The organism is Streptomyces sp. CB02923 (assembly GCF_001905005.1).
Taxonomy (GTDB): domain Bacteria; phylum Actinomycetota; class Actinomycetes; order Streptomycetales; family Streptomycetaceae; genus Streptomyces.
The window spans coordinates 1,386,505-1,413,054 of the sequence record NZ_LWKZ01000001.1 but is presented as its reverse complement, the minus strand read 5'-3'; the positions used below and the strand labels follow the sequence as shown (position 1 = coordinate 1,413,054).

Below are 26,550 nucleotides of genomic sequence, written 5' to 3'. Positions count from 1 at the left end.
GCTCCTCGCCTCACCTGGACGCTGGCGGGGCGTGGGTGGGCCGACTGTGCTCTTGAGGATGACCGGGGGAGGGTCGGGCTCGGTGCGTCGGATATCAGTGATGCGCCTGAGGAGCTTCTGGGGGCGATGGCCCGGGTTGTTGCGGGTGAGGTGGAGAGCCGGGTTCAGTTCGAGGCCGAGCCGACCGCGTATCGGTGGATCTTCTACCGGGGAGGCGGGGACGTCTGGGTGCGCGTGCTGCGGCTGGCGCACGGTGGTGAGCACGACAACAAGGGGGTCGAGATCTGGTCGGCCCAGCTCCCCGTCGGCGTGCTGGCCGGCGCGGTGATCCGCTGCTTCGACGAGGTGGCCCGGTGCTACGGCGAGAGCGCCTACCGCAGCACGTGGGGTGAGCACTTCCCCAGGGCGGAGCTCGAAGACCTCAGGCGCCTGTGGGAGGCCGATGCCGATGCCGGAGAGCCGGACAGCTGAAGGGGTGGGGGCTGGGGGGCGGGGGAGTCTGAAGGGGCGGGGGCGGGGGAGTTTGAAGGGAGAGGTGTCGTCGTATGAGTGCGGTGCATGTGACGGTGTGGGATGAGACCGGCGGGGCGGGAGTTCCTGTCGTGTTCGTGCACAACATTTTTACGTGGGGGAGTGACGAGGCGTACGGGTTCGCGGCCCAGCGGTCGCTGGCCGACCGCTACCGGCTGCTGCTGGTGGACCGCCGCGGCTACGGCCGCAGCCCGGACACCGGCCGCAGTGACTTCGACACCGATGCCGACGACCTGGTGGAGCTGCTGGCGCGGCTGGACGGAGGCGCGCACCTGGTCGGGCACGGCAACGGTGGGCTGGCGGCCATGCTCGCGGCCGGGCGCCGGCCCGGTCTCGTACGGTCCCTGACGCTGATCCAGCCGTCCGCGTTCTCCGCGGCCGCCGGTCATCCGGCTGTCGAGGCCCTGCTGGAACGGGTGCGGGACAGTGCCGGTGTGCCGGAGTCGGTCACCCCGGAGCAGTACCTGCGCGCCTCCACCGAGGGCATCGGCATGGCCATGCCCGACCCCGGTCCGCAGCGGCTCCGGGCCGTGGCGACGTCGATGCGCGAGCGCCCGGTGTGGGAGGCGGCCGTACCCCTGGAGCCGTTGCGGGCCGCACCGTGGCCGACGCTGGTGATCTGCGGGACCTGGCAGGACGCGCCGGAGCCGTACCGCACGTATGTGGGCGAACCGCTGGTCGCCTGCGCCGAAGCCGTGGCCGGAGCCGTCGGCGCCCGGCTGCTCCGCGTGGACGGCTACTACCCGCACACCCAGCAGCCCGCCACCGTCAACGCCGCCCTGCGGGAGCTGTGGGGCTAGTCAGGGGCGGCCCCCGCCTGCCCGGTCTGCCCCGCCTGCCCGGTTCCGGCCAGGCTGTCCGGTCCGGCCTGGCTGTCCGGTCCGCCCCCGCTGTCCGGCCAGTGCCGTGTCCGCGGCCTTGAGGATGTTGCCGAAGGTGCGGGTGATGACCGGCCGCGCGACGAGCCGGGTGAGGAGGCCGCCGAGCAGCGGCAAGGGGATCTCGGCGCGGGTGGTCCACCGCACGTGGGTGCCGCCGCCGGTCTCGGCGAACGTCATACGGCCGAGTTCGTGCCGGGACGGCGGCAGGCTGCGCTCGACGGTGTACTCGGTGGCGTACGGCGGGTCGTAGAGGGTGATGCGCTCCCGGAACCAGCCGATCATCCAGAGGTGGTTGCGCACCGCGCCGACGCCGTAGGGCGCGGACTCGCCGTGCCGGGCCAGGCGGCAGCGCACCACCAGGGGGGAGCAGGTGTAGTTGGTGGTCGTGGTGAGCCAGGCGAACACCGTCTCGATCGGGGCGTCGATGACGCGCTCCACGGTCATGGTTTCCACGGTGGGGGTCCTCCTCTGTCGAGTGTGCGCACCGCGTCGGCGTGGTGCAGCTTGTCCGGGTTGCGCATGCCGTAGAGGCCGGTGATCCGGCCGTCGTGGATCTCGAACGCCACCAGCCAGCCGAGACCGCCGTCCGTGACGAACCGCGCCGCGGGCATGCCGTTGTACGTGGCGGGTTCGACGCGGGCCGCGGCGGTGCCGGTGCGGTACGCGCCGAGGACGAACCGGGCGACCTCGGCGCGGCCGGTGACCGGGCGGCGGACGGCGGCCGCCTTCCCGCCGCCGTCGGAGATCACCACCACATCGGGCGCCAGCAGGTCCATCAGCGCCTGGACCTCGCCGGTCGCCGCCGCGGACAGGAATCGCTGGACGATCCCGGTGGCGTCGGTGCCGGGCTCGTGGCGGCGGCGCCGCGCGTGGACGTGCCGGCGCGCGCGGTGGGCGATCTGCCGTACGGCGGCCTCGGACTTGCCGACCGAGACGGCGATCTCGGCGTGGGGGTAGCCGAACACCTCGTGCAGCACGAACACCGCGCGCTCGGTCGGGTTGAGTGTCTCCAGGACGAGCAGCATGGCCATCGACACCGACTCGGCCAGGATCACGTCGTCGCTCACCCCGGGTGCCGTACGGATCGGCTCGGGCAGCCACATGCCGACGTAGTCCTCGCGCCGGGCCCTGGCCGCGCGCAGGTGGTTGAGGGCCTGGCGGGTCACCAGGCGGACCAGGTAGGCACGCGGGTGCCCGACCACGGCCGGATCGACCGCGCTCCACCGCAGGTAGCTCTCCTGGAGGACGTCCTCGGCGTCGGTGGCGCTGCCCAGCATCTCGTAGGCGATGGTGAACAGCAGTGGACGGTGTTCGGTGAAGGCGTCCTCAGCCATGTCCCGCCCCCGCCGCGAGCGCCTCCGCTGCGAGCGTCCCCGTCGCGAGCGCTTCCGCCGCGAGCACGTGCTGACGTCCCGGCATGGCGTCCGGCTCCTCTCCTCGGATGTCATGGAGACACTCCGCGCCGGGGAAGCGTGACAGTCCCAGGGTGTGGCGTGCCTCACAAAGGGGGTGTGGCTCGCAAGGGGGCGTGCCTCACAAAGGGGGTGTGCCTTGCGGGGGCGCGCTCGCCGGCCTAAGGCGAGCCCGGCGCCCTGGTGCCGATCGCGACGGTGGCGCAGAGGTCGTCGTCCGTCGCCAGCCGGGCGGCGAGGCCGTTGCGGCGGAAGGCCGCGAGGGTGTGGGGGGCCTGGCGTTCGCTGGTCTCGATCAGGAGGTGGCCGCCGGGGGCGAGCCACGGCAGTGCCTCGGCGGCGACCCGGCGCTGGACGTCGAGGCCGTCCGCGCCGCCGTCGAGCGCCAGGCGGGGTTCGTGGTCGCGCGCTTCGGGCGGCAGCAGGCCGATCGCGTCGGTGGGTACGTAGGGGGCGTTGACGACGAGGATGTCGACGCGTCCGCGCAGGGCGGGCGGCAGCGGGGCGTAGAGGTCGCCCTCGTGGACCTGGCCTGTGGCGGGCGGGATGTTGCGGCGGGCGCACCGTACGGCGGCGGGTTCGATGTCGGCGGCGTGGAGTTCGATCGGGGGCGGGGGCGTTGAGGGCGGGGACGCGGGCGGTGCGGCGGCCGGGGTTCCGGCCGCGGCGCCGCCCACGTTCGCGGCGCCGCTCATGGCCGCGGCGAGCGCCGCGCCGACCGCCCCCGTACCGCAGCACAGGTCGACGACGACGGGCCGTTGCCCGGCCGCTGCGTGGGCGCGGGCGAGCGCGGCGGCCTGTCCGGCGAGGAATTCGGTGCGGCGCCGGGGGACGAACACGCCGGGGTCGACGGCGATCCGGAGGCCAGCGAACTCGGCCCAACCCAGGACGTGTTCAAGGGGCTGCCCGGCGATGCGGCGGTCCGTCATGGCGGCGAGTCCCGCCGGGGTGCGGGCCGTGGAGGCGAGGAGCCGGGCCTCGTCCTCGGCGAAGACGCAGCCGGCCGCGCGGAGCCGGGCGACGAGCCCGGGGAGGGCGGGCGAAGGAGCGGAAGCGGGGGAGGAAGAAGGGGAAGGCAAGGGAAGTGACATGCGCGTTCGGGCCTTTCGGGGTGCCGAAGGGCGCTCTCGCGGTCACCTGCCTCGGAGGGACCGTACAGCCGTGGGGTGAGAGCACCCAGCCTGGACAGCGGTAATGGGTCTCACCTCCTTGTTCGTCCACCGTGTGGGCTGGTCACCTTACCCGAAGCGGGCAGCGGGGGCAGGCGCGGCGCCGCAGGCCGGGGCTCCGGGAGGGGGCGCGCGGCGATGGTCTTCGCGCCTGCCGGGCCGTCGCCGGTCTCGACGTGGCGGTGCCGTGGCTGGAGGGTGGGAGCGGGGTACTGCCGCGGGAGGTGGTGGCCGGGGGGTCACCGCGGGGCGGAGCCGGGAAGGCGGGCGGCGATGGCGGGTGCCGGAAATCCCTATATGCGAGGGCTGTTCGCTCCGGTGCGGGAGGAGACCACCGCGTACGACATGGCCGTTACCGGCCGGATTCCGGAGGAGCTGGAAGGGCGCTATGTGCGCAACGGGCCCAATCCGCTGGGGGTCGAGGACCCGGCGGCGTACCACTGGTTCAGCGGCGACGGGATGCTGCACGGCGTGCGGCTGAGCGGCGGCCGGGCCGAGTGGTACCGCAACCGCTGGGTGCGGTCCGACGCGATGGCGTTGCGCCTGGGGGAGAAGATCCTGCACGGGCCGCGCCACCTGGACATGGACTTCGCCCCGAACACGCACGTCACGCGCTTCGCCGGGCGTGTCCTCGCGCTGGTCGAGGGCGGCGCGCTGCCGTACGAGCTGGACGGCGAGCTGGACACGGTGGGGCCCTTCGACTTCGCCGGCACCCTGCCGGGCGGGCTCGCCGCGCACACCACCATCGACCCGGACACCGACGAACTGCACTGCGTGGCGTACTGCTGGGCCTGGCCGTACGTGCAGTACCTGGTCGCCGGGACGGACGGCCGTATCCGGCGGCGCGTGGACGTCCCCGTCGACGGGCGGCCGATGATGCACGACTTCTCGCTGACCGGGCGGCATGTGCTGCTGTACGACCTGCCGGTGGTCTTCAACCCGGGCGGTGTGGGGATCGGCCCGTCCTTCCCGTACGTGTGGGAGCCGGACCGGCCGGCCCGGCTGGGCGTGCTGCCGCGGGAGGGGCAGGCGTCGGACGTGCGGTGGCTGGAGCTCGACCCGTGCTTCGTCTTCCATCCGATGAACGCGTACGAGACGGAGGACGGCAGCGGTCTGCTGGTCGTGCATCTCGTGCGCTACGAGCGGCTGTTCGCGAAGGGGCGTACGGGCCCGGACGGGTCGTCGCCCGCGCTGGAACGCTGGACGGTCGACCTCCGGGCGGGCCGGGTGCGGCGTGAGCGGGTGGACGACCGTCCGGTGGAGCTGCCCCGGGCCGACCCGCGGCGGCTCACGCTGCCGCACCGGTACGGGTACGCGGTGCTGGAGTCCGGGGACGCGGACGTACGGGTGGCGCGGTTTCCCGGCATAGAGCGGGTGGGCGTCGGCCTGGTGAAGTACGACCTGGAGCGCGGCACCAGCGAGGTGCGCCGCTTCTCGCCGCAGGGCGGCGTGGGGGAGGCCGTGTTCGTGCCCGCCGGTCCGGACACCGCCGAGGACGACGGCTGGCTGCTGGCGTACGTCTACAACCCGGAGCGCGACGCCACGGACCTCGTCATCCTCGCGGCCCAGGACTTCACGGGCGAGCCGGTCGCGCGGGTGCACCTGCCGGTGCGGGTGCCGGTCGGGTTCCACGGTGCCTGGATTCCGGACCGGGAGTGAGCGGAGCGGGGCCGCCGAGGAGCGGGTCTGACCGCCGGATGCGCGGACGGTCCGCGTCCGCGCGCGACGTGAGGCACGCGCCCGACCCCCGTACGGGACCGTGCCTCACGCGGGAAGGGCCGGGGCCGGGAGGCCCTCAGGGGCTCAGCCCCCGTACGGGCGGGCCTCCCGTGCCTCGCGCAGCGCCTGGGCCCACCAGGCCAGCTGGTCCAGCAGTGCGGTGGCGGCCTGGTCGGCGTCCAGGGGTTCGCGCAGCCGCCCCTCGTCGTCGAAGAGGCGCCCGGCCATCGGAAAGCTGACCGTTTCGCGCACGGTCGTCGCGTGCAACTCGGCGAACACGAGCCGTAGTTGTTCGACGGCGCGCAGGCCGCCGGAGATCCCGCCGTATGACACGAAGCCGACCGGCTTGGCCTGCCACTCCTCGTGCAGCAGGTCCACGGCGTGCTTGAGCGGGGCGGGGAAGGAGTGGTTGTACTCGGGGGTGATGACGACGAAGGCGTCCGCCGCGCCGACGCGCTTGGCGTAGGCCGTCATCTCCTCGCTGCCGTACCGCAGTTCGTACGGGCGGATCTCGTCGAGGTCGATCACGTCGGTGACGACGTCCGCGCGGCGGCCGGCGTGTCCGGTGAACCAGTTCGCGACGACGGGCGCGAAGCGGCCCTCGCGGGTGCTGCCGACGATGACGGCGAGGGTGAAGGGGCGCTCGGGCATGGCGGGTCCTCCTGGAAGCGGTGGGGCGGAGCCGGGTGCCGGCTCCGGAACCAGACGCTAAAACCTCAACCAAAGTTCATGTCAATGCCTGGCCCAGGGATCACACCGGACCGGGCGCCGCCCCGGCGCTCCGCACCCGCCGGGCCCCGCTGCCCGGACGCCCCTTCAGCCGCTCACCGGCCGCCCCGCGTCACTCCGCCCCGAAGAGCGTGAGCAGGTCCGTCTTCTGGAACATCCGGGCCGTGTCCACCGCCGACGGGGTCCCCGCGGCCGGGTCGGCGCCATGCGCGACCAGCAGCCGTACGACGGCGTCCTCGCCCTTGAAGACGGCGCCGGCCAGCGGCGTCTGCCCCCGGTCGTTGGTGCGGTCGGGGTCGCCGCCGCGTTTGAGCAGGGCCGCGACCGTGTCGGCGTGGCCGTGGTAGGCGGCGAGCATCACCAGGGTGTCGCCCTTGTCGTTGGTGAGGTTGGCGGGCACCCCGGCGTCCACGTACGCGGCGAGGGTGCTGGTGTCGCCGTGCCGCGCCAGATCGAAGACCTTGGCCGCGAGCTGCAGCACCTCGGGGTCGTGCGCGTGCTCGGTCGTGTCGGGACCCTGCGGCTCCGTGTTCGCGTCACTCATGGTCGCCGGCCTCCTGCTCTGGTGGTGGGGGCGGTGTCCTGCAACTCCCGCCTGGGCCTTTACTTGTCCCCGCCACCTTATTCAGCACACCTGCGGTGCGGCCCCCGGCGCGCTCCGCGGCCCCGCCCGGCGGCGCGTCAGAAGAGGTCCGGGCACCACGGGCGGCGTGCCGTGTGCAGCAGGAGGTCGGCGGTGGCCAGGGCGCCCGGCCGCTCCTCGTCGACGCGGCCGAGGGCGGCCAGCCGCGCCGCGGACTCGTCGCCCAGGTAGAGCGCCGCGAAGGCGCCGACGTCCAGGGTGAGTTCCGCGCTGCGGCCGGTACGCGTACAGGTCGCGCCCGCCGGACCGGCCTCCAGCAGGAACCGCCCGCCGGCCAGTTCCGCCCCGTCCCGGACCTCCAGGACGAGGGAGCCGCTCACCGGATACGTACGGGCCTCCAGCAGCCGGGGGACGTCCAGCGGCCGGATCCACAGGTAGTCGGCGTGCTGCACGATGCGGGCGGCGCGCGGGTCGCCGAGGTGGTACGGCAGCAGGTCGTCGGGCCCGCGCGTCCCCGTCCTGATGTGCAGGGCCCAGTCGATCGAGCACAGGAACCGCCACAGGGCCCGTTCGGCGGCCGGAGTGGTCGCGGTCAGACGGTCGACGGTGACGGTGTTCTGCGGCAGCTTGTGCTCCCACACGTCGTCCGCCCGGTACGTGGCCAGGCCCTGGGCCTCGCCGGACGCGGACCGGTGGATGACGTGGAAGCGGTCCCTGGCGGGATGGCGCGGGAGCGGGACGGCACCGGTGTGGGTCTGCCACCAGGCGCCGGACAGGTCGATCGCGCCGGGCTGCCCGGCGCGGAACCGGTCGTGCAGCGCCGGGCCGGTCTCGCGCACCTCGGCGGCGTCGGCGAAGTCGATCCGGCCGCCGTCGTCCGGGCCCGCGTGGCGCGGGTCCAGCGCGGCGCGCGCCACGTCGATGTGCCACTCGGTGCACCAGGTGGCCGGACCGAAGCCGTACCGCCCGTAGATCGGGCACTCCGCGGCGATCAGTGTGGCGACGGCGTCCCCGCGCTCCTTGGCGGCCCGCAGGTCGTTCGCCATCATCCGGCTGAGCAGGCCGCGCCGCCGGTGGGTGGGGGAGACCGTGACGGACGTGACGGCGTCGGCGGGCACCCACGCGCCGCCGACGACGGTCAGTTCCTGCGGGAAGCTGCGGAAGGTGGCGACCCAGCGGCCGTTGTCGTACGCGCCCTGGGTGCGGTCCGGGTCGTAGTGGCCGCGGCGGTGCTCGATCTCCTCGTCGGATATCTCCGACGGCGGCAGCAGGAAGCCCGCCTTCATGGCCCGCATCCAGTCGGGGATGTCCGCGTCGCCGACCGTACGCACCTCGATGCCCATGTGCGTACGGTAGGCAAGGTCCCGGCCCGGCGTCGCGGGAATATCGGGGGGCCGGGCGCCCGGGAGTCCGGGCGCCGCACCGCCTCAGAACGCCGCGCGGATCTCCCCGACGCGCTCGGCGCCGCCCAGCAGCGGCGCCTCCCCGATCCGGTCCAGCACCGGCGATTCCACACCCATCAGCCGCAGCACCCGGCCGAGTATCGGCCCGAGCGTGCGGGTGGCGCCGTCCTCCACCTTGAACGCCAGCGCCCGCCCGTCCGGCAGCGCCACCGCCTGCACGGCCTCCGCGCCCATCTTGGACAGCACGCCGGGCAGCGCCCGCATCAGCCAGGTGTCGGGGCGGCGGGTACCGGCCACGTACTCCGGGTGCGCGCGCATCGCGTCGGCCACGCGCCGCTCCGGCGTACCGGCACCGGCCAGCACGAAGTGCCGGAACGAGCGGGCCAGACCGGTCAGGGAGATGGCCATCAGCGGCGCGCCGCAGCCGTCCGTGCCGATGTGCTCGACGCGCTCGCCGCTCGCGGAGCGCACCGCCTCCAGGGCGAGCTGCTGGAGCGGGTGGTCCGGGTGGAGGTAGGTGTCCAGCGGCCAGCCGTTGGCGGCGCAGGCGGCCAGCATGGCGGTGTGCTTGCCGGAGCAGTTCATCGTCAGGGGGTCGCGCACCCGCCCGGACGCCAGGTACGTCTCCGCCTCCGCCGGGTCCAGCGGCAGGTCCGCCGGGGTCTGCAGCAGTCCGGCGGACAGGCCGTGCTCGCTGAGCATCTTCTGGACGAGGTCGAGGTGGAAGCTCTCGCCGGAGTGGCTCGCGGCGGCCAGCGCCAGCCGCTCGCCCGACAGGTCCAGGCCCGCCCGCAGGATGGCGGCGGCCTGCATCGGCTTGTTGGCCGAGCGCGGGAAGACCGGGGAGGCCACGTCGCCGAGCGTGGTCTCCACGCTGCCGTCCGCCGCCAGCACCACCAGCGATCCGCGGTGCCGGCCCTCGACGAAGCCCGAACGCACGACTTCGGCGAGGACGGGGGATATACCGGCAGGGGCGGGCCCGTCGGTAACGGTGGTGGAGCTCATCGGCGGCCTTCCGGAAAGGGGCCCGCAGTCCCCCCGCGGCCGCGCGGCAGCCGGGTCAGGAGAGCAGGTCGTCTACTTGTGCTTCGCCTTCACGGTACCTGCGGGCGATCTCCGCACTGCAATCGTCGGCGGTCCGCTGGAGGGTCTGGCGCCGCCGGGAGACTTGCTGCTCGTAGCGGACCAGGCGGCCCATCGCGTCGTGCAGCTCCTGGTCCGTACGGGCCGTGAGGTCCGACAGCTCCACCTCGCCGAGCATCTGCTCCGCCAGCTGGCGGTACTCCTCGCTGTGCGGCATGCCGAGCGTCACGTGGCGGGCCGAGGAGCGGTGCTGCGACGGCCCGTCGGTGAGGATCTCGGGGAGGCGGTCCAGCAGGGGGGAGTGCGGGGCCGTACGGCGGGTGCTCTCGGCGCGCAGGATGTCGATCCGGCCTTGCAGCAGCCGCCGCACATAGCTCAGGTCGGCCTCCTCCTGCTGGGCTTCGCGGCGCAGTACGCGCAGGTCGGGCAGGGTCAGCAGGTGCAGGTCGGGCCGTGGGACCGGGCGGAAGCGGTCGCGTTGCAGCGGGGCCCGGTGCGGTGCCGTGCCTGCCTGGAACATGGGACCGTCCTCCGTGCGGGCGGGCCCGGCGGGTGCCGGGGCCTGCGTGGTCGTACGGGCCGGCGTCGGCGCCGTACGGGCGATCGGTACGGGACCGGGAGTGCGCCCGGGACCGGCAGTGCTCATGAGTGGTTCCGTCCCCTCGTCCGGTGCGGTCGCACGGGCAGGGTGTCCGCGCGACGCACCGCGTGCACGCATCGTGCCACTGCGGGCGGGCCCCCCGCAGGGCCAGCCATGGCCATGGCACCCGAACGGCCCCGGGGAGGTACGGCTGTCGGAGTCCCGGGCGTGCCGTGCATCATGGGCGGTATGCGAGCTGTGGTGCAGAGGGTCGACGGCGCACGCGTCGTGGTGGACGGCGAGACGGTCGGGGAGATCGTCGGTGAGGGGCTGTGCGTGCTGGTCGGGGTGACGCACGACGACACTCCGGCGAAGGCGGCGCAGCTCGCCCGCAAGCTGTGGTCGGTGCGCATCCTGGACGGCGAGAAGTCCTGCTCGGACACGGGTGCGGGCCTGCTGGTCATCAGCCAGTTCACTCTCTACGGTGACGCCCGCAAGGGCCGTCGGCCCACCTGGAACGCCGCGGCCCCCGGCCCGGTGGCCGAACCTCTCGTCGACGAGGTCGTCCATCAGCTGCGCGCGCTGGGCGCCGAGGTCGGCACGGGCCGCTTCGGCGCGGACATGAAGGTGACGCTGACGAACGACGGCCCGTTCACGGTGCTCCTGGAGGTGTGAGCCGCGGGCACCGGCCCGCGGCCCGGGTCAGCCGGGTACGGGCCGGTCCGGCTCCTACGGCTCGACCACGACCTCCTGGGCCGCCGCGGTGCTCTCCGCGAGGAGCTCCGCGTCGACGGGGACGTTGCGCTTGACGAGGGCCAGCGCGATGGGGCCCAGCTCGTGGTGGCGGGCCGAGGTGGTGATGAAGCCGAGCTGGCGGCCTTCGGCGCCGTCCGCGGCGAGGCGTACGGGCGCGCCGTGCGGCGGCAGGTGCACCTCGCTGCCGTCCAGGTGGAGGAAGACCAGGCGGCGCGGCGGCTTCCCCAGGTTGTGGACGCGGGCCACGGTCTCCTGGCCGCGGTAGCAGCCCTTCTGGAGGTGCACGGCGGTGCCGAGCCACCCCAGCTCGTGCGGGATGGTGCGGTGGTCGGTCTCCATGCCCAGCCGCGGCCGGTGCGCCTCGACGCGCAGGGCCTCCAGGGCCAGGGTGCCGACGGCCGGCCCGTTGGCCGCGGCGAAGGCCTCCAGGTCGCCCCGGGGCAGGAAGACGTCCCGGCCGTGCGGGGTCTCCCGGACGACCGCGTCCTTCGGCGTCTCGGCGATGGAGCCGGCCGGCAGGTGGACGACCGCGTAATCGTCCGTACGGTCGGCGACCTCGACGCGGTAGAAGAATTTCATGCTCTCCAGGTAGGCGATCAGCGCCTCCTCGTTGCCCGGCTCGGTGTGCAGCCAGGTCGTCTCGCCGTCGTCGACGAGGTAGAGGGCGTGCTCGATGTGGCCGTTGGCGGAGAGGATCAGCGCCTCGGTGGCGTGGCCCGGCGCGAGGTCGGTGACGTGCTGCGTCAGCAGCAGGTGCAGCCAGCTCAGCCGCTCCGGGCCGCTGACGGTGACCACACCGCGGTGCGAGAGGTCGACGAGACCGCGGCCGTCGGCGAGGGTGCGTTGCTCCCGGAACAGGTCGCCGTAGTGTGCGGCGACCCCTTCGTCGGGGGCCTCGGCCGGAACGGCACCCGGCAGCGACAGCAGCGGACTGGCTTCACGTTGGCGCGGCATACCCCCAGCCTACGACCGGCGTGGTGGTGACCTACGCTCCGGACCCGGGCTTCGGCGCCGCGCACTTGGCGGTGCACGCCGCACAGCGCCCGAAGATCGCGAAGTGCTTCAGGTCCGTGTCGAAGCCGAACGTTTCCCGCAGCGTCGTCGTGAACGGTTCGGCCACCGCCAGATCGGCCTCGATCACTTCCGTGCAGTCCCGGCACACCAGGTGGATGTGGTGGTGCCGGTCGGCGAGGTGGTACGTGGGCGCGCCGTGCCCGAGGTGGGCATGGCTGACCAGGCTCAGCTCCTCCAGCAGCTCCAGCGTCCGGTAGACGGTGGAGATGTTGACGCCGCCCGCCGTCTTGCGCACCTCGGTGAGGATGTCGTCGGGGGTGGCGTGTTCGAGCTTGTCCACAGCCTCCAGCACGAGCTGGCGCTGCGGGGTCAGCCGGTACCCGCGTTTACGGAGGTCGCTCTGCCAGTCGCTGCTCACCACGCCCCCAGTGTAGGAGCGCGCTCAGTGGCCGCGTACGTCCCGCAGGTAGCCGGACAGCGCGGTGACGGCCGCCGGGTTGCGCGGGCTCTCCACCAGATCGGCGTAATCCATGACGTAGATGCGGTTGTTCTTGACCGCCGAGACGTTCTTCAGCGGCGCGTACGACTTCAGGAAAGACTTCTTCTGTTCGGCGGTCGGCGTGCCGTAGTCGTTGATGACGATCACGTCGGGGTCGCGCTCGACCACCGTCTCCCACCCCACCGTGGTCCAGGTGTCCTTGAGGTCCTTCATGACGTGGTCGCCGCCGGCCTTGGTGATGATGTCGTGCGGCCCGGCGAAGCGGCCGGAGGTCAGCGGCTTGTCCTGGCCGCCGTCGTAGAGGAAGACGGAGGGCCGTTCGCCGTCCTTCGGCGCCTTGGCCTGCGCGTCGGCCACCTGCTTGCGGTACGTGGCGATCAGCGCGTCCGCCCGGTCCTCGACGTCGAAGATCTTCCCCAGCGTCTTCAGGTCGGTGTACAGCGCGTCCAGCGGCGGCATCACGCCGCGGGCGCTGCCCTGGCCGCCGTCGGTCCCGTTGCGGCACGACTCGGTCAGGACGTAGCTGCCGATGCCGAGCTTCTTCAGGGAGGCGGGGGTGACGTCGCTGTCCTCGCCGAAGCCGTAGTTCCAGCCCGCGAAGACCAGGTCGGCCCTGGCGTCCAGGGCGATCTCCTTGGTGATCGCCTTCTTGGAGAGCCAGGGCACCTTGCCGTACGCGTCCTTCCAGGCGACGGCGTCGATCCTGCCCCGGTACGCCGGCATGACGTACCCGGCCATGTGGTCCTCCAGCCCGAGCGCGAACATGATGTCCGCGATCCCGACGTCGTTGGTGACCACGCGCCGCGGCGCCTTGTCGTACGTCGTCTTCGTACCGCAGTTCTCGATCGTGACCGGGTAGCGCCCGGACCCGGACGCCTTGGCGGCGTCCCCCTTCCCGTCCTCGGCCACGTGCGCGCCGCAGCCGGTGAGCGCGGCGAGTGCGAGGGCGGTGAGCAGGGCGGCGGAGCGGTGGCGGGTGCGCATGGGGGTCCTCAGGGGGGATGTCACGAGACGGCCGGCTGGCCGGTGCGGGCGGGCAGGCGGTCGAACAGCAGCTGTACGGCGCCGGTTTCCGGGTGCGGTACGCGGTGCGCGCGCACCCCGAACACCTCGGCGAGCAGCTCCGGGGCCAGTACGTCGTGCGGCGCGCCGGAGGCGACGATGCGCCCGCCGGAGATGACGTACAGCTCGTCGCAGTGCCCGGCGGCCAGGTTCAGGTCGTGCAGCGCGGTCAGCACCGTCAGCCCGCTGTCGCGCACCAGCGCCAGCAGCTCCAGCTGCTGCGCGATGTCGAGGTGGTTCGTCGGCTCGTCCAGCACGAGTACCCGCGGCTCCTGGGCCAGCGCGCGGGCGATCAGGACGCGCTGCTTCTCGCCGCCGGACAGGCTCAGGAAGGCGCGTCCGGCGAGGTGCGCGGCGCCGGTCCGGGCGAGCGCGTCCTCACACACGCGAAGGTCCGCCGCGCTCGGCCGCCCCGTCCCGCGCTGGTGCGGCAGCCGCCCCATCCCGACGACCTCGGCGGCCGTGAAGCCGAACTCGGTCGCCGACTCCTGGGGCAGCGCGGCCAGCCGGCGGGCCCCTTCGCGTACGCCCATGGCGTGCAGGTCGGTGCCGTCCAGCCGCACCGTTCCGACGGCCGGGCGCAGCGCGCGGTAGGCGCAGCGCAGCAGGGTGGACTTGCCGCTGCCGTTGGGCCCGACCAGCCCGACGACCCGGCCGCTGCCGGCGTGCAGGGTGATGTCGTGCACGAGCCGGGTCCCGGCCACGTCCACGGACACCGCGTCGATGTCGATACGCATCAGGAACCGCCTCCGAAGGTGTAGCCGCGGCGCCGCATCAGCAGGACGAAGGCCGGCACGCCGATGACGGCGGTGATCACTCCCACCGGCAGTTCGACGGGCGCCAGCAGCACCCGGGACAGGATGTCCACCCACACCATCAGCACCGCGCCCAGCAGCGGCGCCACGGCCAGCACCCGGCGGTGGCCGGCGCCCACCAGCATCCGGGTCACGTGCGGCACCATCAGCCCGACGAAGCCGATCGCCCCGCTGACCGCGACCACCGCGCCGGTGACGGCCGCGGTGACCGCGAACAGCTCCCGGCGCAGCCGCCCGGGGTCCACGCCGAGGGCGGCGGCCGACTCGTCGCCCATGGCGAGCGCGTCGAGGCGGCCCGCGGAGAGCATCAGGTACAGCAGCGCGGCGGCCACCGCCGCAGCGGCGACGGGCAGCGAGCCCCAGCCCGCCCCGCTGAGGCTGCCGAGCAGCCACATCATGGCGTTGCGCGCCGCCTCGCCCCGGTCGGCGGCGAAGACCATCAGGGTGGAGAGGGCGGAGAAGCCGTAGTACATCGCGGAGCCGGTCAGGACCAGGCGCAGCGGGGTCAGCCCGTGGGCGCTGCGGGCCGCCGCGTACACCAGGGTCATGGCCAGCAGCGCCGAGCCGAAGGCGGCGGCGGACAGGGCCCAGACGCCGAGCGCGGTGAGCGCTCCGAAGAGCAGGACGGCGTTGGCGCCGACCGCGGCGCCGGAGGAGATGCCGAGCACGAAGGGGTCGGCGAGGGCGTTGCGTACCAGGGCCTGCACGGCGACGCCGATGGCGGAGAGCCCGGCGCCGACGACGGCGGCCAGGACCGCGCGCGGGAAGCGCAGCTCCCACACGATGGTGTAGGCGGAGACCTCGTCGGGCGTGATGGTGCCGCCGCTCAGTCCGGCGCCGAGGTGGTGCAGCACCTCGCCCCACCCGACGCCGGAGGCGCCCAGGCCGACGCCGCACACCACCGAGGCGAGCAGGGCCAGCGCGAGTCCGGCGACCAGCGGCACGGTGGGTACCGGCGCGCCGGTACGCGGCCGGGCGCCGGCCTGGTCCGCGGGGGCGGGTTCGGCGGTGCGTGCGGAGGCGGTCAAGGGACGTACGCCTTCGGCTCGGGCCGCGTCCGTACGGTCAGGGGTGACGGCGCGTGGCGCGAGGCCGGCGGCGGAGTCCCCTCGCAGTCCACGGCGAGTTGTTCAGGAACGGGCGCCCCCGCGGGTGATCGGGCTGGCGGAACGGATGTTCCGCACACCGTTGCGGGTCAGCGCCGGACTCTCACCGGACTTCCCCCGCGGGGCGCTCTGCGACCTGTGCAGGTCGGCTTGTCTACGTGAAGATCGTATCTACGTGAAGGACGTGTCTACGTGAAGAACGTGTCTACTTGAAGAAGGCGATGCCGTCGTCCGGCAGGTCCTTGATGTCCTTGGCCCACTCGCGCGGGTCGACGACCTTCTTCAGGTGCGCGGACATGTACGGGCGCAGCGGCACCTCGGGGGTGGCCTTCTCGCCGACCCACATCAGGTCGCTGTTCACATAGCCGTACAGGCGCTTGCCGCCGGTGTACGGGCCGGCGGCGGCGGTCCGCGCGACGGCGTCCGTGGCCAGGTCGATCTGCGGCTTCTGGTCGGCCAGCTCGCCGTACCAGACCTCGGCGACACCGCCGTCGCGGATCATCACGATCTCGACCTTGCGGTCCTTGTCGATGCGCCAGTAGCCGGACTCGGTCTCCAGCGGAGCGACCTTCTTGCCCTCGCCGTCGAGCACCCAGCTGTGCGAGGTGTATTCGAGGAAGTCACGGCCGTCGTGCGTGAAGGTGACCTCCTGGCCGAAGTTGCACTTCTCGGCACCGGGGAAGTCGGCGACGCCCGCGCCCTCCCAGTTGCCGAGCAGGAAGGCGAGGGGCACGAGGGCCGGGTTCAGGTCGGACGGGATCTCGATCATCAGCTCAGGCGATCTGTGTCGGGGGAAGGTTCTGGGTCTCTAGCGCTGGCCCTGGTACAGCTTCTTCCAGGTCAGCCCGGCGAAGGCGACGACGCCTACGGCGACCAGGACGAGCAGGGTGGTGAAGACTGCCTCAAGCACGAGCGCGCTCCTCGGACGGAGTGAGGTGTTACGGACCGGAAGCGAGTCTAGTCGCCGTGGCCGGGAGCAGCGCTGTGAGGTCCGCCGCGCGCCTAGAGTGGCCGTATGGCGAAGAAGCTGGTGATCAAGGTGACGGCGGGGGCGGACGCCCCCGAGCGGTGCTCGCAGGCGTTCACCGTGGCGGCGGTGGCCGTGGCCAGCGGGGTGCATGTGTCCCTGTGGCTGACCGGGGAGTCCGCGTGGTTCGCGCTGCCGGGGCGCGCGGCGGAGTTCGAGCTCCCGCACGCGGCGCCGCTGCCGGACCTGATGGACTCGATCACGGCGGGCGGCGGCACGATCACCGTCTGCACGCAGTGCGCGGCCCGCCGGGACATCGAGGAGAAGGACCTCATCGAGGGCGCCCGGATCGCCGGGGCGCAGGTCTTCGTGAGCGAGGTCATGCCGGACGGGGTGCAGGCGCTCGTCTACTGAGCGCGTCCGTCAGAAGCGCGGCCGCCGGGGCGCGGCTCAGCGGCGGTCCGGGCCGCGGTCGTCGCGGCGGCCGGGGCCGTGGTCGTCGATCTCGCGCCACCACCGGTCCGACTCCGGGTCGCCCGACTCGTCCCACCAGCGCTCACCCGGCTCCCGGCGGTTGCCGATGATCGCCGCGAACGGCGGGATGACCATGGCGACCACGCACATCGCCACGGCCGCCGGGACGGACCACAGCCGTACGACACCCCACGCCAGGACGAACAGGGCGATGCACACGCCCATCAGGACGAAGTACCGGCGGTGCCGGCGCTGCGCGGGCGGACGCTGATGCGCGGACATGGTTCCACCGTAGATCCGGCCGGGGCGCCTGGGAAGCGCGGCGGGCCGCACCCCGGCCAAGGCGTCCAACCCCCTGGGGTGCGGCCCGTCGGCCGTACGTGTGTACGTATCGTCGGCCGTCGTCAGACGGCGATGGCGACCTCCGCGAGGCCACCGTGCTGGGCGACGACGGTACGGTCCGCGGTCGCGCCGGGAACGAGGGCGCGCAGCGTCCAGGTGCCCTCCGCCGCGTAGAAGCGGAACTGTCCGGTCGCCGAGGTGGGGACCTCCGCGGTGAACTCGCCGGTGCTGTCCAGCAGGCGCACGTAACCGGTGACGGGCTGGCCGTCGCGGGTCACGCTGCCCTGGATGGTGGTCTCGCCCGGCTTGACGGTCGAAGCGTCCGGGCCGCCGGCCTGTGCTCCACACATGTCGGTACTTCCTTGGTGGCTAGGGGGAAACGGGGAGGCGGTACTGCGGCGGTGTTGTGGCGGTGCCGCGGCGGTGCGCCTACTTCGCGGCGCCGAGCTCGATCGGCACGCCGACCAGCGAGCCGTACTCGGTCCAGGAACCGTCGTAGTTCTTGACGTTGGTCTGGCCGAGCAGCTCGTGCAGCACGAACCAGGTGAGCGCCGAGCGCTCGCCGATGCGGCAGTAGGCGATGGTGTCCTTCGCCAGGTCCACGTCCTCGGCCTCGTAGAGGGCCTTGAGCTCGTCGTCCGACTTGAAGGTGCCGTCGTCGTTGGCGTTCTTCGACCACGGGATGTTGCGGGCGCTGGGCACGTGGCCGGGGCGCTGCGACTGCTCCTGCGGGAGGTGCGCCGGGGCGAGCAGCTTGCCGCTGAACTCGTCGGGGGAGCGCACGTCGACCAGGTTCAGGTCGCCGATCGCGGCGACGACGTCGTCACGGAAGGCGCGGATGGAGGTGTCCTGGGCCTTCGCCTTGTAGCCGGTCGCCGGGCGGTTCGGCACCTGCGAGCCGTCGACCAGGTCGCGGGAGTCCAGCTCCCACTTCTTGCGGCCGCCGTCGAGCAGCTTGACGGCGTCGTGGCCGTAGAGCTTGAAGTACCAGTACGCGTAGGAGGCGAACCAGTTGTTGTTGCCGCCGTAGAGGACGACGGTGTCGTCGTTGGCGATGCCCTTCGCGGAGAGCAGCTTCTCGAAGCCCGCCTGGTCGATGAAGTCGCGGCGCACCGGGTCCTGGAGGTCCTTCTGCCAGTCGATGCGGACGGCGTTCTTGATGTGGTTCTTGTCGTAGGCCGAGGTGTCCTCGTCCACCTCGACGACGACCACCTTCGGGTCGTCGATGTGGGCCTCGACCCAGTCGGCGTCGACCAGGACGTCGCTACGGCTCATGTTGTTCTCCTCCGGGGCAGTTACGGGGCACGCGTACGCCGGTGCACGCTGCGGGCGGGGAACGCGGCGCTGCGTGGGGCAGTGGCAGGGATGGCCTCAGGGGCCGGGCGGAGGACGGGGGAGAGACCGCCCGTCAGGCAGTGCGACAGAGCATGGCGGCGACGCGGCACAGATCGACTGCCCGCCGCTTCGTGAGATTCGCCTGTCCCCGCGACCGGAGACCGCTCAGAGAGCTCTGCATGCGACCGATCGTAGGGAGGGGCGGCCGGGCGTGTCACCGGTGTGTCGGATGTTGAGACGACTTGGTCCGTATGGCGGTACGCGTGGGGAGTGGGGGCGGGCTGCGGGGCGTATCGCCGGAGCCCGCGCGCCGGTGTGGTCTGGCGTGCGGGACGGGGTGTCTCAGTGCATGGACGAACGGGTGGTTCGTGGTGATTCGCGCCGTTGCCGGCCGGGGGTGGGGGTGCCCCGGCCGGGCGGCGGGAGGGTCAGCCGGAGATCTTGACGTTCTGGCCGCTGGCCGCGAGGGAGATGCCGTCCCGCGTCGTGACGACCTTGTCCAGCTTCAGGCCGCCGGGCAGCCGGTTCAGCTTCCACTCGTGGTCGGTCTGCGCGCGGACCTGGTCACGGCAGGCGGACAGCTGCGAGCACAGGGCCGGGAGCTTGTCGGCGCGCAGCCGCACGGTGTCGCCGTTGACGACGCTCACCGAGCCGGTGACCTCCAGCGAGTTCAGCATCGGCAGGTCCGGCAGGTTCGGGGAGATCTTCACCTGGCTCCGGCCGTCCTTCTCGCCGCCGTAGCTCACCGTGACGTTCTTGCCCGAGGCGGTGGTCAGGTCGGCGTACGAGATGCGGGCCTCGCCGGTGGCGCTCGCGGCGCTCTCGATCGAGGTGTAGTCGCTGGTCAGCTTGACGTCGTGGAACTGTGCCGACAGCTCCTGGATGCGCAGCGTGTGACCCTCGGCGGTGGCGTTCAGACCGTCGATCCTGGCGTCCACCCGGTCCAGGCTGCGGCCCGCGACCTGCGTCAGGAACGGGAAGCCGGTGATGGACACCTCCGGCGTACGGTCCAGGCCCTGGCTGCTGCGGATCTTGTCAGCGGCCTTGTCCTCGGCGATGTTCACCGCCACGCGGTCGGCGGCCACGAACAGGCCGCCGAGTATCACGACGATCACCAGCAGCACTCGCAGTGCGCGCATCGAACCACTACCCCCAGGCGTGGGGCCGATATCGGCCCGGTTGTTCCGGTTCAGACCCCCGGTCTGTTGCGTGTGAGCCTAACCGGACCGCGGGGGGCGGTGCTTTTGGTGCCCTTTGGCACGGGCGTGCCGGGCGGGCCCGGGCTGACGCCGGGCCCGCCGGAGAGCGGGGATCAGACCAGCGCCCGCCCCAGTACGTAGATCGCCGGGGCCGCCAGCGCCAGCGGCAGGGCCACGCCCGCGGTCAGGTGGACGAAGCGGGACGGGTAGTCGTAGCTGGCCACGCGGAGGCCGATCAGGGCGCAGCCGCCCGCGGCCAGGCCGAGCAGGGCGCCGGACGCGCCCAGGCCGGTGAGCTGGCCCGCCGCGATGCCCGCGCCCGCGCCGCCGAGCAGGGCCACGACGAGCGAGGCGGCTCCCGGCAGCGGCAGCGCGCGGGCGAGGGTGGCCACGGCGACCGCGACGCAGCCCACGGTCACCGCGTTCGCCGCGGCGGCCAGCTGCCCCGCGGCCAGCACCGCGAGGGCGGTGGAGGTGAGGCCGGCGGTCAGCGCGTACATCCGTTCGTCCGCGCTGCTGCGGTTGCGCAGCTGGAGGATCAGGATGAACAGGCACCAGACGCCGAGGGTGCCGATGGCGACCACGGGCGCCTGGTCGCGCTCGGTGGCCAGCAGCGCGATGTCGGTGGTCACGCCCGCGAGGAAGGCGAGCGCGATGCCCTGCCGGGCCGGCCACATGCCGTTGAGACGGAACCAGCCCGCGGCGGTGACGGCCTGGAGGAGCACCACCGGCACCAGCAGGGCCGCCCGGGGCAGCGGGGCGGCGAGGGCGAGGAGCAGGGCGAGGGCCGCGGTGAGCGCGGCGGGCTGCAGGCCGGGCGGGATGATCGGCGAGCGGCCTTCGGCGCGGGCGCGCTGGTTGGGCGCGAGCCGCGACAGGTCGGGCGCGGGCTCGGAACCGGCCGCGGGCCGTTCGGGCTCCGCCGCGGGCGGTGCGGCCCGGTGCTGTGCCCGGCCGCCGGGCTGTGCCCGGTGCTGCTGCGGGGGCTGCTGCTGCGGGTCGCGGGCGGCGGCCGGAGCCGGGCTCATCTTCGGCAGGTACGCGGTCTCCGCGGCGGACGGGTCCGGTGCCGCCGCCGGTTCCGGCGCGCCCATGACGGGCAGCTGGACGCTGGTGTCCCAGGTCGGCGCCGTCCAGATCTGGGTCTGCGGGTCGTCGTGGCCGCCGCCCGCGGCGTAGGCGTCGTGTCCGTACGAGGCGGTCCCGGCCGGGCCCTGGCCGTAGGCGGGCCGCCCGTCGGGGCCGGTGGCGTACTGGCCGGACTGACCGGTCCGGTCCTGCTGTCCGTACTGGCCGGTCTGCTGCTCTTGTCCGGCCGCCGCGGGCCAGGCGGTCTGCTGCGGCTGCCCGTAACTGCCGTAGGTCTGCTGGGGGTGTTGCTGGGGTTGCTGCTGGGGTTGCTGCTGCTGGGCGTAGGGCTGGGTTCCGTATGACTGGTGGCCGTACGGCTGCTGCGGCTGCTGTCCGTAGCCTTGCTGCGGCGACTGGCCGTACGTGCCGTCGTAACCGCCGTACGGCTGCGCGCTCTGCGCCGCCTGTGCCCCGTACGCGCCGTCGGCCCCGTAGGAGCCGTGCGCCTCGTACGGGGGCTGCTGGTCGGCCGCGGGCTGCTGCGGCTGCCGCTGCTGGTCCTGCGCCTGGTACGGGTCGTAGGACCCGTACGGATTCTGCGACTGGTTCTCGCTCATGGTTTCGCTCATCCTCCCGCGAACGGCGGCAGGACCTCGACGGTGCCGCCCTCGGCCAGCCGGACGGCCGCGTGGTCGCGGCCGCCGACCGGGTCGCCGTCCACCAGGAACGAGCAGCGCAGCAGCACGCGGGCGAACTCCGGGTTCGCGGCGTGCCGCTCGCGTGCCGTGGCCAGTGCCTCGGCGAGTGTCGCCGCCGCGTACGGCTCCTCCGCGGTGCCGGCGGCGGCCTTCGCCGCGGCCCAGTAGCGCACGGTGCCAGTTGTTGTCACGGCGGCCTCTTCATCGTCGTTCGTCGTGCGTCGTCAGGGGCCTCCATGATGGCGTACGCCGCGACGGGCCCCGTTCCGGGCAAGTCCGGCGGGTGTCCGGACAAGTTCTGGCAAAACCTCCTCGTCCGTTCGAGTGGCGTGGGGAAATTCGATTGCCGCCGGTGGCCGCTCGCATAGTCTCGAAAGGTGTTGGTCCGATTGGCGCGGGCGCATCTGCGGCCCCACATGCGCCCGATATCCCTGATCGTGCTCCTCCAGCTCGTCCAGACGCTGGCCACCCTCTATCTGCCCACCCTGAACGCCGACATCATCGACGACGGTGTCGTCAAGGGGGACATGGGCCGCATCCTCGGCCTCGGCGGCGTCATGATCGCCGTGACGCTGCTCCAGATCGTCTGCGCCGTCGGCGCCGTCTACTTCGGTGCCCGGACGGCCATGGCGCTGGGCCGCGACATCCGGACCGCGGTCTTCGACCGGGTGCAGTCCTTCTCCTCCCGCGAGGTGGGCAGGTTCGGCGCACCGTCCCTGATCACCCGGACCACCAACGACGTGCAGCAGGTCCAGATGCTGGTCCTGATGACGTTCACGATGATGGTGGCGGCGCCCATCATGTGCGTCGGCGGTGTGGTGATGGCGCTCAACCAGGACGTGCCGCTGTCCGGTCTGATCCTGGTCATCGTCCCGGTCCTGGCCGTATTCGTGTCGCTGATCGTGCGCCGGATGCGCCCGCTGTTCCGCGGGGTGCAGGACCGTATCGACACCGTCAACCGGGTGCTGCGCGAGCAGATCACCGGCATACGGGTCATCCGCGCCTTCGTCCGCGACGGCTACGAGCGCGAGCGCTTCACGGGCGCCAACCACGACCTGTACGACGTGTCGCTGCGCGCCGGCCGGCTGATGTCGCTGATGTTCCCGCTGGTCATGCTGGTGGTGAACGTCTCCAGCGTGGCCGTCGTGTGGTTCGGCGGCCACCGCATCGACAGCGGCGGCATGCAGATCGGCGCGCTGACCGCCTTCCTGAGCTATCTGATGTACATCCTCATGTCGATCATGATGGCGACGTTCATGGTGATGATGCTGCCGCGCGCCGAGGTCTGCGCCGAGCGCATCCAGGAGGTGCTGGCCACCGACACCAGCGTCACCCCGCCGAAGGCACCGGTCACCGAGCTGCGCCGGCACGGCGAACTGGAGCTGCGGGGCGTCGAGTTCCGCTTCCCCGGCGCCGAGGAGCCGGTCCTCAAGGACATCTCGCTGACCGCGCGGCCCGGCGAGACCACCGCCGTCATCGGCTCGACCGGAAGCGGCAAGTCCACCCTCCTGGGCCTGGTGCCCCGACTGTTCGACGCGACCGGCGGCGCGGTGCTGGTGGACGGCGTGGACGTGCGCACCCTCGCCCCCGAAACGCTGGCCACCGCCATCGGCCTGGTCCCCCAGAAGCCCTACCTCTTCTCCGGGACCGTCGCCACGAACCTGCGCTACGGCAACCCCGACGCCACCGACGAGGACCTGTGGCACGCGCTGGAGACCGCGCAGGCCCGCGACTTCGTCGAGCGCATGGAAGGCGGCCTGGACGCGCCGGTCGCGCAGGGCGGCGGCAACGTCTCCGGCGGGCAGCGCCAGCGCCTGGCCATCGCGCGGGCGCTGGTCCGCAGGCCGGAGATCTACCTGTTCGACGACTCCTTCTCGGCCCTGGACTACGCCACCGACGCCGCGCTGCGGGCCGCGCTGGCCCGCGAGACCGGCCGGGCCACCGTCGTGATCGTCGCCCAGCGCGTCTCCACCATCCGCGGCGCCGACCGCATCATCGTCCTGGACGAGGGCCGGGTGGTCGGCACCGGCACACACGCCGAACTGATGGCGGACAACGAGACCTACCGGGAAATCGTCCTGTCCCAGCTCACCGAGCAGGAGGCCGCGTGAGCAGCCCCAAGGCCCCGCCGCAGCGCGGCCCCGCGCCGGCCGCCGGACCCGCCCGCATGATGGGCGGCCAGCCCACCGAGAAGGTCATGGACTTCCGCGGCTCCGGCCTGCGCCTGCTGCGGCAGATGAAGCCCGACCGGGCGGTCATGTGGGTGGCACTGGTGCTCGGCGTGCTCAGCGTCGCCCTGTCCGTGACGGCCCCCAAGGTCCTCGGCCACGCCACCGACCTGATCATGGCAGGCATCGTCGGCCGCCAGCTGCCCGGCGGCATCAGCAAGGACCAGGCCGTCGAGCACCTGCGCGCGCAGGGCGAGAAGGGGCTGGCCGACATGCTCGGCACGATGCCGGTGGTGCCCGGCCAGGGCATCGACTTCGGCGCCGTCGGCGTGGTGCTGATGTGGGTCTTCCTGATCTACGTCGGCGCCTCGCTGTTCGGCTTCGTGCAGGCCCGGATCGCCACCTTCGTCGTCCAGCGGACCGTCTTCCGGATGCGCGAGCAGGTCGAGGGCAAGCTGGCACGGCTGCCGCTGCGCTACTTCGACAAGCAGCCCCGCGGCGAGGTCCTCTCCCGCGCCACCAACGACATCGACAACATCGCCCAGACCCTCCAGCAGACCCTGTCCCAGATCGTCGCCTCGCTGCTGACCATCCTCGGCGTGCTGGCGATGATGTTCTTCATCTCGCCGCTGCTGGCCCTGGTCGCACTGATCACGGTGCCGGTCTCGGTGGTCGTCGCCACCAAGGTCGGCAAGCGGGCGCAGCCCCAGTTCGTCCAGCAGTGGAAGACCACCGGCAAGCTCAACGCGCACATCGAGGAGATGTACACCGGCCACTCCCTGGTCAAGGTCTTCGGCCGCCAGAAGGAGTCCGCCGAGCTGTTCCGCAAGCAGAACGACGAGCTGTACGCGGCGGGCTTCAAGGCCCAGTTCATCTCCGGCATCATCCAGCCCGCGATGATGTTCATCGGCAACCTCAACTACGTCCTGGTGGCGGTGGTCGGCGGCCTGCGCGTCGCCTCCGGCGCGCTGTCCATCGGCGACGTGCAGGCGTTCATCCAGTACTCCCGGCAGTTCAGCCAGCCGCTCACCCAGGTCGCCTCGATGGCCAATCTGGTGCAGTCCGGCGTCGCCTCCGCGGAGCGGGTCTTCGAGCTGCTGGACGCCGACGAGCAGGAGCCGGACGGCGCCCGCCCGCAGCGCCCCGGACACATCAGCGGACACGTCGTCTTCCAGGACGTGGCCTTCCGCTACGAGGACGACAAGCCGCTCATCGACGACCTGTCGCTGGCCGTCCACCCGGGCCAGACCGTCGCGATCGTCGGCCCGACCGGCGCCGGCAAGACCACCCTGGTCAACCTGCTGATGCGCTTCTACGAGGTACGCGGCGGCCGGATCACCCTGGACGGCGTGGACATCCAGGCGATGAGCCGCGAGGAACTGCGCTCCCACATCGGCATGGTCCTCCAGGACACCTGGCTCTTCGGCGGCACCATCGCCGAGAACATCGCCTACGGCGCCCCCGAGGGCACCTCGATGGACAAGATCGTCGAGGCGGCGAAGGCCACCCACGTGGACCGCTTCGTACGCACCCTCCCCGCCGGCTACGACACCGTCATCGACGACGAGGGCGACAACGTCTCGGTCGGCGAGAAACAGCTGATCACCATCGCCCGCGCCTTCCTCGCCGAACCCGCCATCCTCGTCCTGGACGAGGCCACCAGCTCGGTCGACACCCGCACCGAGGTCTACATCCAGCACGCCATGGCCCAGCTGCGCACCGGCCGCACCAGCTTCGTGATCGCCCACCGGCTGTCCACCATCCGCGACGCCGACCTGATCCTGGTCATGGAGTCCGGCGCCATCGTCGAACAGGGCACCCACGACGCACTGCTCGCCGCGGACGGCGCCTACGCACGGCTGTACGCGGCACAGTTCGCGGAGCCGCTGGCGGAGACGGAATAACCGGCAGTCGGACAAGCGGCCGGCAACCCGGCGGCGGCCCGTACCTTTCCCGGTACGGGCCGCCGCCGTGATCACGCCGCCAGGTCCGCCACCCGTTCGGCGGTCCACGCCGCGATCCGTTCCAGCAGTTCCGCGGGCGCCGCGTTCTCCGCGTGGCCGAATCCGGGCTCCAGCCACAGGTCGCAGCCGTCCGGTCCGGCGGCCCCGGCGAGCATCCTCGGATGGTCCAGCGGGAAGTACGGATCCTGGTCGCCGTGCACGATGAGCAGCGGGGTGGGAGCGATGCGCGGGACGGCCGCCACGGGGGAGAGCGGTACGGGGTCCCAGTCCTCCGGGTGGATACGGGTGCGCAGCCCCAGGCGCGACACCAGGCGTCCCGTGGGCCGCGTCACCACCCAGTGCAGCCTGCGCATCGAAGCCGTACCCCGGTAGAACCACCGCGCGGGAGCACTCACCGACACCACCATGTCGGTGTGCGCATCCGTGCGCCCCTCGCGCGCCCCTCCGTACAGCGCGGCGTGCCGCAGGACGACCGAGCCGCCCATGGAGAAACCCACGGTCGCGACCCGTCGGTACCCCAGGGCACGCGCCCAGCCGACCGCCGCGGCCAGGTCCAGCACCTCCCGGTCGCCGACCGTGGAGCGCCCGCCGGACCGCCCGTGCCCGCGGAAGGAGAACGTGATCACGGCCGCACGCTGGGCGAAGACCTCGGCCGCACGGCGCAGCGCGGGCCGTTCCAGCGCGCCGGTGAAGCCGTGCGCCAGTACGATGGCGAGGTCGTCCGCAGGGGTGCCCGCGGGGGCGCGTGGAGGCGTGCGGGAGGCGTCGATCCGGACTCCGTCCTCCGTCAACAACGACGTGCGCCGGCCACTCGTTGTGATCGACGGAACACAAGATCGCGCAAAATCGGCCTCGGGTCCGGAAGTCATGTGGGCTATTCTGCTGGGCAAGAAGGATCCGGGCAGCGTTGCCCCCGGGTCCTTTTGTGCTTTCCCCCGCGTTCACGCGCGGATGAGCACACCGGCGCTCCACAGGGCCCCCGGGGGCCCC

General features: G+C 72.6%; 29 protein-coding genes. 7 read left to right on the top strand and 22 right to left on the bottom strand.

Annotated features, from left to right (window positions below):
• Window positions 1–126: 126 nt before the first annotated feature.
• Together A6A06_RS06085 and A6A06_RS06080 are read left to right on the top strand one after the other, a co-directional pair.
• On the top strand, window positions 127–471 hold the full coding sequence (locus tag A6A06_RS06085; protein WP_073759880.1) for a hypothetical protein: 345 nt from the start codon (window positions 127–129) through the stop codon (window positions 469–471).
• Between the two features lie 74 nt (window positions 472–545).
• Window positions 546–1,331, top strand: a complete 786-nt coding sequence (locus A6A06_RS06080; RefSeq protein ID WP_073759480.1) for an alpha/beta fold hydrolase — start codon at window positions 546–548, stop codon at window positions 1,329–1,331.
• Here the strand turns inward: A6A06_RS06080 and A6A06_RS06075 are convergent, their stop codons facing one another.
• The 3 genes from A6A06_RS06075 to A6A06_RS06065 form a co-directional block, all read right to left on the bottom strand.
• The gene (locus A6A06_RS06075; protein ID WP_079193797.1) at window positions 1,332–1,865 is read right to left on the bottom strand and encodes an SRPBCC family protein; all 534 of its coding nucleotides are present in this window, start codon (window positions 1,863–1,865) and stop codon (window positions 1,332–1,334) included.
• Entirely contained in the window at window positions 1,853–2,746 is an 894-nt protein-coding gene (locus A6A06_RS06070; RefSeq protein WP_073759478.1) for an RNA polymerase sigma-70 factor, read from the bottom strand. The genes A6A06_RS06075 and A6A06_RS06070 overlap by 13 nt, the downstream gene beginning before the upstream one ends.
• Window positions 2,747–2,985: 239 nt before the next feature.
• Window positions 2,986–3,915: a putative protein N(5)-glutamine methyltransferase gene (locus A6A06_RS06065; protein WP_073759476.1), complete on the bottom strand. Its 930-nt coding sequence runs from the start codon at window positions 3,913–3,915 to the stop codon at window positions 2,986–2,988.
• 375 nt (window positions 3,916–4,290) lie between these two features.
• On the opposite strand from A6A06_RS06065, the gene A6A06_RS06060 reads away from it, so the two are divergent.
• The gene (locus A6A06_RS06060) at window positions 4,291–5,652 is read left to right on the top strand and encodes a carotenoid oxygenase family protein (protein WP_073759474.1); all 1,362 of its coding nucleotides are present in this window, start codon (window positions 4,291–4,293) and stop codon (window positions 5,650–5,652) included.
• 144 nt (window positions 5,653–5,796) lie between these two features.
• On the opposite strand, the gene A6A06_RS06055 is transcribed toward A6A06_RS06060, so the two are convergent.
• The 5 genes from A6A06_RS06055 to A6A06_RS06035 form a co-directional block, all read right to left on the bottom strand.
• On the bottom strand, window positions 5,797–6,363 hold the full coding sequence (locus tag A6A06_RS06055; RefSeq protein ID WP_073759472.1) for an NADPH-dependent FMN reductase: 567 nt from the start codon (window positions 6,361–6,363) through the stop codon (window positions 5,797–5,799).
• Between the two features lie 190 nt (window positions 6,364–6,553).
• On the bottom strand, window positions 6,554–6,985 hold the full coding sequence (locus A6A06_RS06050) for an ankyrin repeat domain-containing protein (protein WP_073759470.1): 432 nt from the start codon (window positions 6,983–6,985) through the stop codon (window positions 6,554–6,556).
• A 137-nt stretch (window positions 6,986–7,122) separates the two neighbouring features.
• Entirely contained in the window at window positions 7,123–8,367 is a 1,245-nt protein-coding gene (locus tag A6A06_RS06045; RefSeq protein WP_073759468.1) for a GNAT family N-acetyltransferase, read from the bottom strand.
• 84 nt (window positions 8,368–8,451) lie between these two features.
• On the bottom strand, window positions 8,452–9,432 hold the full coding sequence (locus A6A06_RS06040) for an asparaginase (protein WP_073759466.1): 981 nt from the start codon (window positions 9,430–9,432) through the stop codon (window positions 8,452–8,454).
• A gap of 55 nt (window positions 9,433–9,487) precedes the next feature.
• Window positions 9,488–10,156: an RsiG family protein gene (locus A6A06_RS06035; RefSeq protein ID WP_073759464.1), complete on the bottom strand. Its 669-nt coding sequence runs from the start codon at window positions 10,154–10,156 to the stop codon at window positions 9,488–9,490.
• Window positions 10,157–10,339: 183 nt separating this feature from the next.
• Between A6A06_RS06035 and dtd the strand changes: the two genes are divergently transcribed.
• On the top strand, window positions 10,340–10,765 hold the full coding sequence (gene dtd, locus A6A06_RS06030; protein WP_073759877.1) for a D-aminoacyl-tRNA deacylase: 426 nt from the start codon (window positions 10,340–10,342) through the stop codon (window positions 10,763–10,765).
• Window positions 10,766–10,819: 54 nt separating this feature from the next.
• Here the strand turns inward: dtd and ygfZ are convergent, their stop codons facing one another.
• The 6 genes from ygfZ to A6A06_RS06000 form a co-directional block, all read right to left on the bottom strand.
• A complete protein-coding gene (ygfZ, locus tag A6A06_RS06025) occupies window positions 10,820–11,800 on the bottom strand; it encodes a CAF17-like 4Fe-4S cluster assembly/insertion protein YgfZ (RefSeq protein WP_073759462.1) in 981 nt (326 codons plus the stop codon).
• Window positions 11,801–11,831: 31 nt separating this feature from the next.
• Window positions 11,832–12,281, bottom strand: a complete 450-nt coding sequence (locus A6A06_RS06020) for a Fur family transcriptional regulator (protein ID WP_073759460.1) — start codon at window positions 12,279–12,281, stop codon at window positions 11,832–11,834.
• A gap of 21 nt (window positions 12,282–12,302) precedes the next feature.
• The gene (locus A6A06_RS06015) at window positions 12,303–13,343 is read right to left on the bottom strand and encodes an ABC transporter substrate-binding protein (RefSeq protein ID WP_073759458.1); all 1,041 of its coding nucleotides are present in this window, start codon (window positions 13,341–13,343) and stop codon (window positions 12,303–12,305) included.
• 20 nt (window positions 13,344–13,363) lie between these two features.
• The gene (locus A6A06_RS06010; RefSeq protein WP_073759456.1) at window positions 13,364–14,158 is read right to left on the bottom strand and encodes an ABC transporter ATP-binding protein; all 795 of its coding nucleotides are present in this window, start codon (window positions 14,156–14,158) and stop codon (window positions 13,364–13,366) included.
• The gene (locus A6A06_RS06005; RefSeq protein ID WP_079193796.1) at window positions 14,158–15,264 is read right to left on the bottom strand and encodes an iron ABC transporter permease; all 1,107 of its coding nucleotides are present in this window, start codon (window positions 15,262–15,264) and stop codon (window positions 14,158–14,160) included. The genes A6A06_RS06010 and A6A06_RS06005 overlap by 1 nt, the downstream gene beginning before the upstream one ends.
• 283 nt (window positions 15,265–15,547) lie before the next feature.
• Window positions 15,548–16,111 carry an FABP family protein gene (locus A6A06_RS06000; protein WP_073759454.1) on the bottom strand — a complete coding sequence of 188 codons (564 nt, stop codon included), beginning with the start codon at window positions 16,109–16,111 and terminating at the stop codon, window positions 15,548–15,550.
• Window positions 16,112–16,357: 246 nt separating this feature from the next.
• Between A6A06_RS06000 and A6A06_RS05995 the strand changes: the two genes are divergently transcribed.
• The gene (locus A6A06_RS05995) at window positions 16,358–16,723 is read left to right on the top strand and encodes a DsrE family protein (RefSeq protein ID WP_073759452.1); all 366 of its coding nucleotides are present in this window, start codon (window positions 16,358–16,360) and stop codon (window positions 16,721–16,723) included.
• Between the two features lie 36 nt (window positions 16,724–16,759).
• Here A6A06_RS05995 and A6A06_RS05990 read toward each other — a convergent pair whose 3' ends face one another.
• The 7 genes from A6A06_RS05990 to A6A06_RS05965 all read right to left on the bottom strand — a co-directional run bounded on the left by A6A06_RS05990 (window position 16,760) and on the right by A6A06_RS05965 (window position 21,619).
• On the bottom strand, window positions 16,760–17,065 hold the full coding sequence (locus tag A6A06_RS05990) for a DUF3099 domain-containing protein (protein ID WP_073759450.1): 306 nt from the start codon (window positions 17,063–17,065) through the stop codon (window positions 16,760–16,762).
• A gap of 122 nt (window positions 17,066–17,187) precedes the next feature.
• A complete protein-coding gene (locus A6A06_RS05985; protein ID WP_073759448.1) occupies window positions 17,188–17,475 on the bottom strand; it encodes a DUF1416 domain-containing protein in 288 nt (95 codons plus the stop codon).
• Window positions 17,476–17,554: 79 nt separating this feature from the next.
• Complete coding sequence (locus A6A06_RS05980) at window positions 17,555–18,400, bottom strand: sulfurtransferase (protein ID WP_073759446.1); 846 nt, start codon at window positions 18,398–18,400, stop codon at window positions 17,555–17,557.
• 133 nt (window positions 18,401–18,533) lie between these two features.
• Window positions 18,534–18,641, bottom strand: a complete 108-nt coding sequence (locus A6A06_RS43865; RefSeq protein WP_443333710.1) for a putative leader peptide — start codon at window positions 18,639–18,641, stop codon at window positions 18,534–18,536.
• Between the two features lie 247 nt (window positions 18,642–18,888).
• On the bottom strand, window positions 18,889–19,599 hold the full coding sequence (locus A6A06_RS05975; protein ID WP_073759444.1) for an LmeA family phospholipid-binding protein: 711 nt from the start codon (window positions 19,597–19,599) through the stop codon (window positions 18,889–18,891).
• Between the two features lie 173 nt (window positions 19,600–19,772).
• Window positions 19,773–21,347: a hypothetical protein gene (locus A6A06_RS05970; RefSeq protein WP_073759442.1), complete on the bottom strand. Its 1,575-nt coding sequence runs from the start codon at window positions 21,345–21,347 to the stop codon at window positions 19,773–19,775.
• An 8-nt stretch (window positions 21,348–21,355) separates the two neighbouring features.
• A complete protein-coding gene (locus A6A06_RS05965) occupies window positions 21,356–21,619 on the bottom strand; it encodes a MoaD/ThiS family protein (RefSeq protein ID WP_242440569.1) in 264 nt (87 codons plus the stop codon).
• Between the two features lie 186 nt (window positions 21,620–21,805).
• Here A6A06_RS05965 and A6A06_RS05960 point away from each other — a divergent pair, with 186 nt between their 5' ends.
• Window positions 21,806–23,539, top strand: coding sequence for an ABC transporter ATP-binding protein (locus A6A06_RS05960; protein ID WP_073759438.1), 1,734 nt, complete (start codon window positions 21,806–21,808; stop codon window positions 23,537–23,539).
• Between the two features lie 56 nt (window positions 23,540–23,595).
• Window positions 23,596–25,500, top strand: a complete 1,905-nt coding sequence (locus A6A06_RS05955; RefSeq protein ID WP_443333718.1) for an ABC transporter ATP-binding protein — start codon at window positions 23,596–23,598, stop codon at window positions 25,498–25,500.
• Between the two features lie 71 nt (window positions 25,501–25,571).
• On the opposite strand, the gene A6A06_RS05950 is transcribed toward A6A06_RS05955, so the two are convergent.
• Window positions 25,572–26,429, bottom strand: coding sequence for an alpha/beta hydrolase family protein (locus tag A6A06_RS05950; protein ID WP_073759436.1), 858 nt, complete (start codon window positions 26,427–26,429; stop codon window positions 25,572–25,574).
• Window positions 26,430–26,550 lie beyond the last annotated feature (121 nt).

Excerpts from the sequence above, each read along its gene's own strand:
- A6A06_RS06050 (WP_073759470.1), bottom strand. The coding sequence starts at position 6,985 with ATGAGTGACGCGAACACGGAGCCGCAGGGTCCCGACACGACCGAGCAC.
- A6A06_RS43865 (WP_443333710.1), bottom strand. The coding sequence starts at position 18,641 with ATGCAGAGCTCTCTGAGCGGTCTCCGGTCGCGGGGACAGGCGAATCTC.
- ygfZ (WP_073759462.1), bottom strand. The coding sequence starts at position 11,800 with ATGCCGCGCCAACGTGAAGCCAGTCCGCTGCTGTCGCTGCCGGGTGCC.
- A6A06_RS06035 (WP_073759464.1), bottom strand. The coding sequence starts at position 10,156 with ATGAGCACTGCCGGTCCCGGGCGCACTCCCGGTCCCGTACCGATCGCC.
- A6A06_RS06040 (WP_073759466.1), bottom strand. The coding sequence starts at position 9,432 with ATGAGCTCCACCACCGTTACCGACGGGCCCGCCCCTGCCGGTATATCC.
- A6A06_RS06085 (WP_073759880.1), top strand. The coding sequence starts at position 127 with ATGGCCCGGGTTGTTGCGGGTGAGGTGGAGAGCCGGGTTCAGTTCGAG.
- A6A06_RS06015 (WP_073759458.1), bottom strand. The coding sequence starts at position 13,343 with ATGCGCACCCGCCACCGCTCCGCCGCCCTGCTCACCGCCCTCGCACTC.
- A6A06_RS05970 (WP_073759442.1), bottom strand. The coding sequence starts at position 21,347 with ATGAGCGAGAACCAGTCGCAGAATCCGTACGGGTCCTACGACCCGTAC.
- A6A06_RS06010 (WP_073759456.1), bottom strand. The coding sequence starts at position 14,158 with ATGCGTATCGACATCGACGCGGTGTCCGTGGACGTGGCCGGGACCCGG.
- A6A06_RS05950 (WP_073759436.1), bottom strand. The coding sequence starts at position 26,429 with ATGACTTCCGGACCCGAGGCCGATTTTGCGCGATCTTGTGTTCCGTCG.
- A6A06_RS06070 (WP_073759478.1), bottom strand. The coding sequence starts at position 2,746 with ATGGCTGAGGACGCCTTCACCGAACACCGTCCACTGCTGTTCACCATC.
- A6A06_RS05990 (WP_073759450.1), bottom strand. The coding sequence starts at position 17,065 with ATGTCCGCGCATCAGCGTCCGCCCGCGCAGCGCCGGCACCGCCGGTAC.
- A6A06_RS06080 (WP_073759480.1), top strand. The coding sequence starts at position 546 with ATGAGTGCGGTGCATGTGACGGTGTGGGATGAGACCGGCGGGGCGGGA.
- A6A06_RS06045 (WP_073759468.1), bottom strand. The coding sequence starts at position 8,367 with ATGGGCATCGAGGTGCGTACGGTCGGCGACGCGGACATCCCCGACTGG.
- A6A06_RS05980 (WP_073759446.1), bottom strand. The coding sequence starts at position 18,400 with ATGAGCCGTAGCGACGTCCTGGTCGACGCCGACTGGGTCGAGGCCCAC.
- A6A06_RS05955 (WP_443333718.1), top strand. The coding sequence starts at position 23,596 with ATGATGGGCGGCCAGCCCACCGAGAAGGTCATGGACTTCCGCGGCTCC.
- A6A06_RS06065 (WP_073759476.1), bottom strand. The coding sequence starts at position 3,915 with ATGTCACTTCCCTTGCCTTCCCCTTCTTCCTCCCCCGCTTCCGCTCCT.
- A6A06_RS06060 (WP_073759474.1), top strand. The coding sequence starts at position 4,291 with ATGCGAGGGCTGTTCGCTCCGGTGCGGGAGGAGACCACCGCGTACGAC.
- A6A06_RS06000 (WP_073759454.1), bottom strand. The coding sequence starts at position 16,111 with ATGATCGAGATCCCGTCCGACCTGAACCCGGCCCTCGTGCCCCTCGCC.
- A6A06_RS06055 (WP_073759472.1), bottom strand. The coding sequence starts at position 6,363 with ATGCCCGAGCGCCCCTTCACCCTCGCCGTCATCGTCGGCAGCACCCGC.
- A6A06_RS05995 (WP_073759452.1), top strand. The coding sequence starts at position 16,358 with ATGGCGAAGAAGCTGGTGATCAAGGTGACGGCGGGGGCGGACGCCCCC.
- A6A06_RS05975 (WP_073759444.1), bottom strand. The coding sequence starts at position 19,599 with ATGCGCGCACTGCGAGTGCTGCTGGTGATCGTCGTGATACTCGGCGGC.
- A6A06_RS05985 (WP_073759448.1), bottom strand. The coding sequence starts at position 17,475 with ATGTGTGGAGCACAGGCCGGCGGCCCGGACGCTTCGACCGTCAAGCCG.
- dtd (WP_073759877.1), top strand. The coding sequence starts at position 10,340 with ATGCGAGCTGTGGTGCAGAGGGTCGACGGCGCACGCGTCGTGGTGGAC.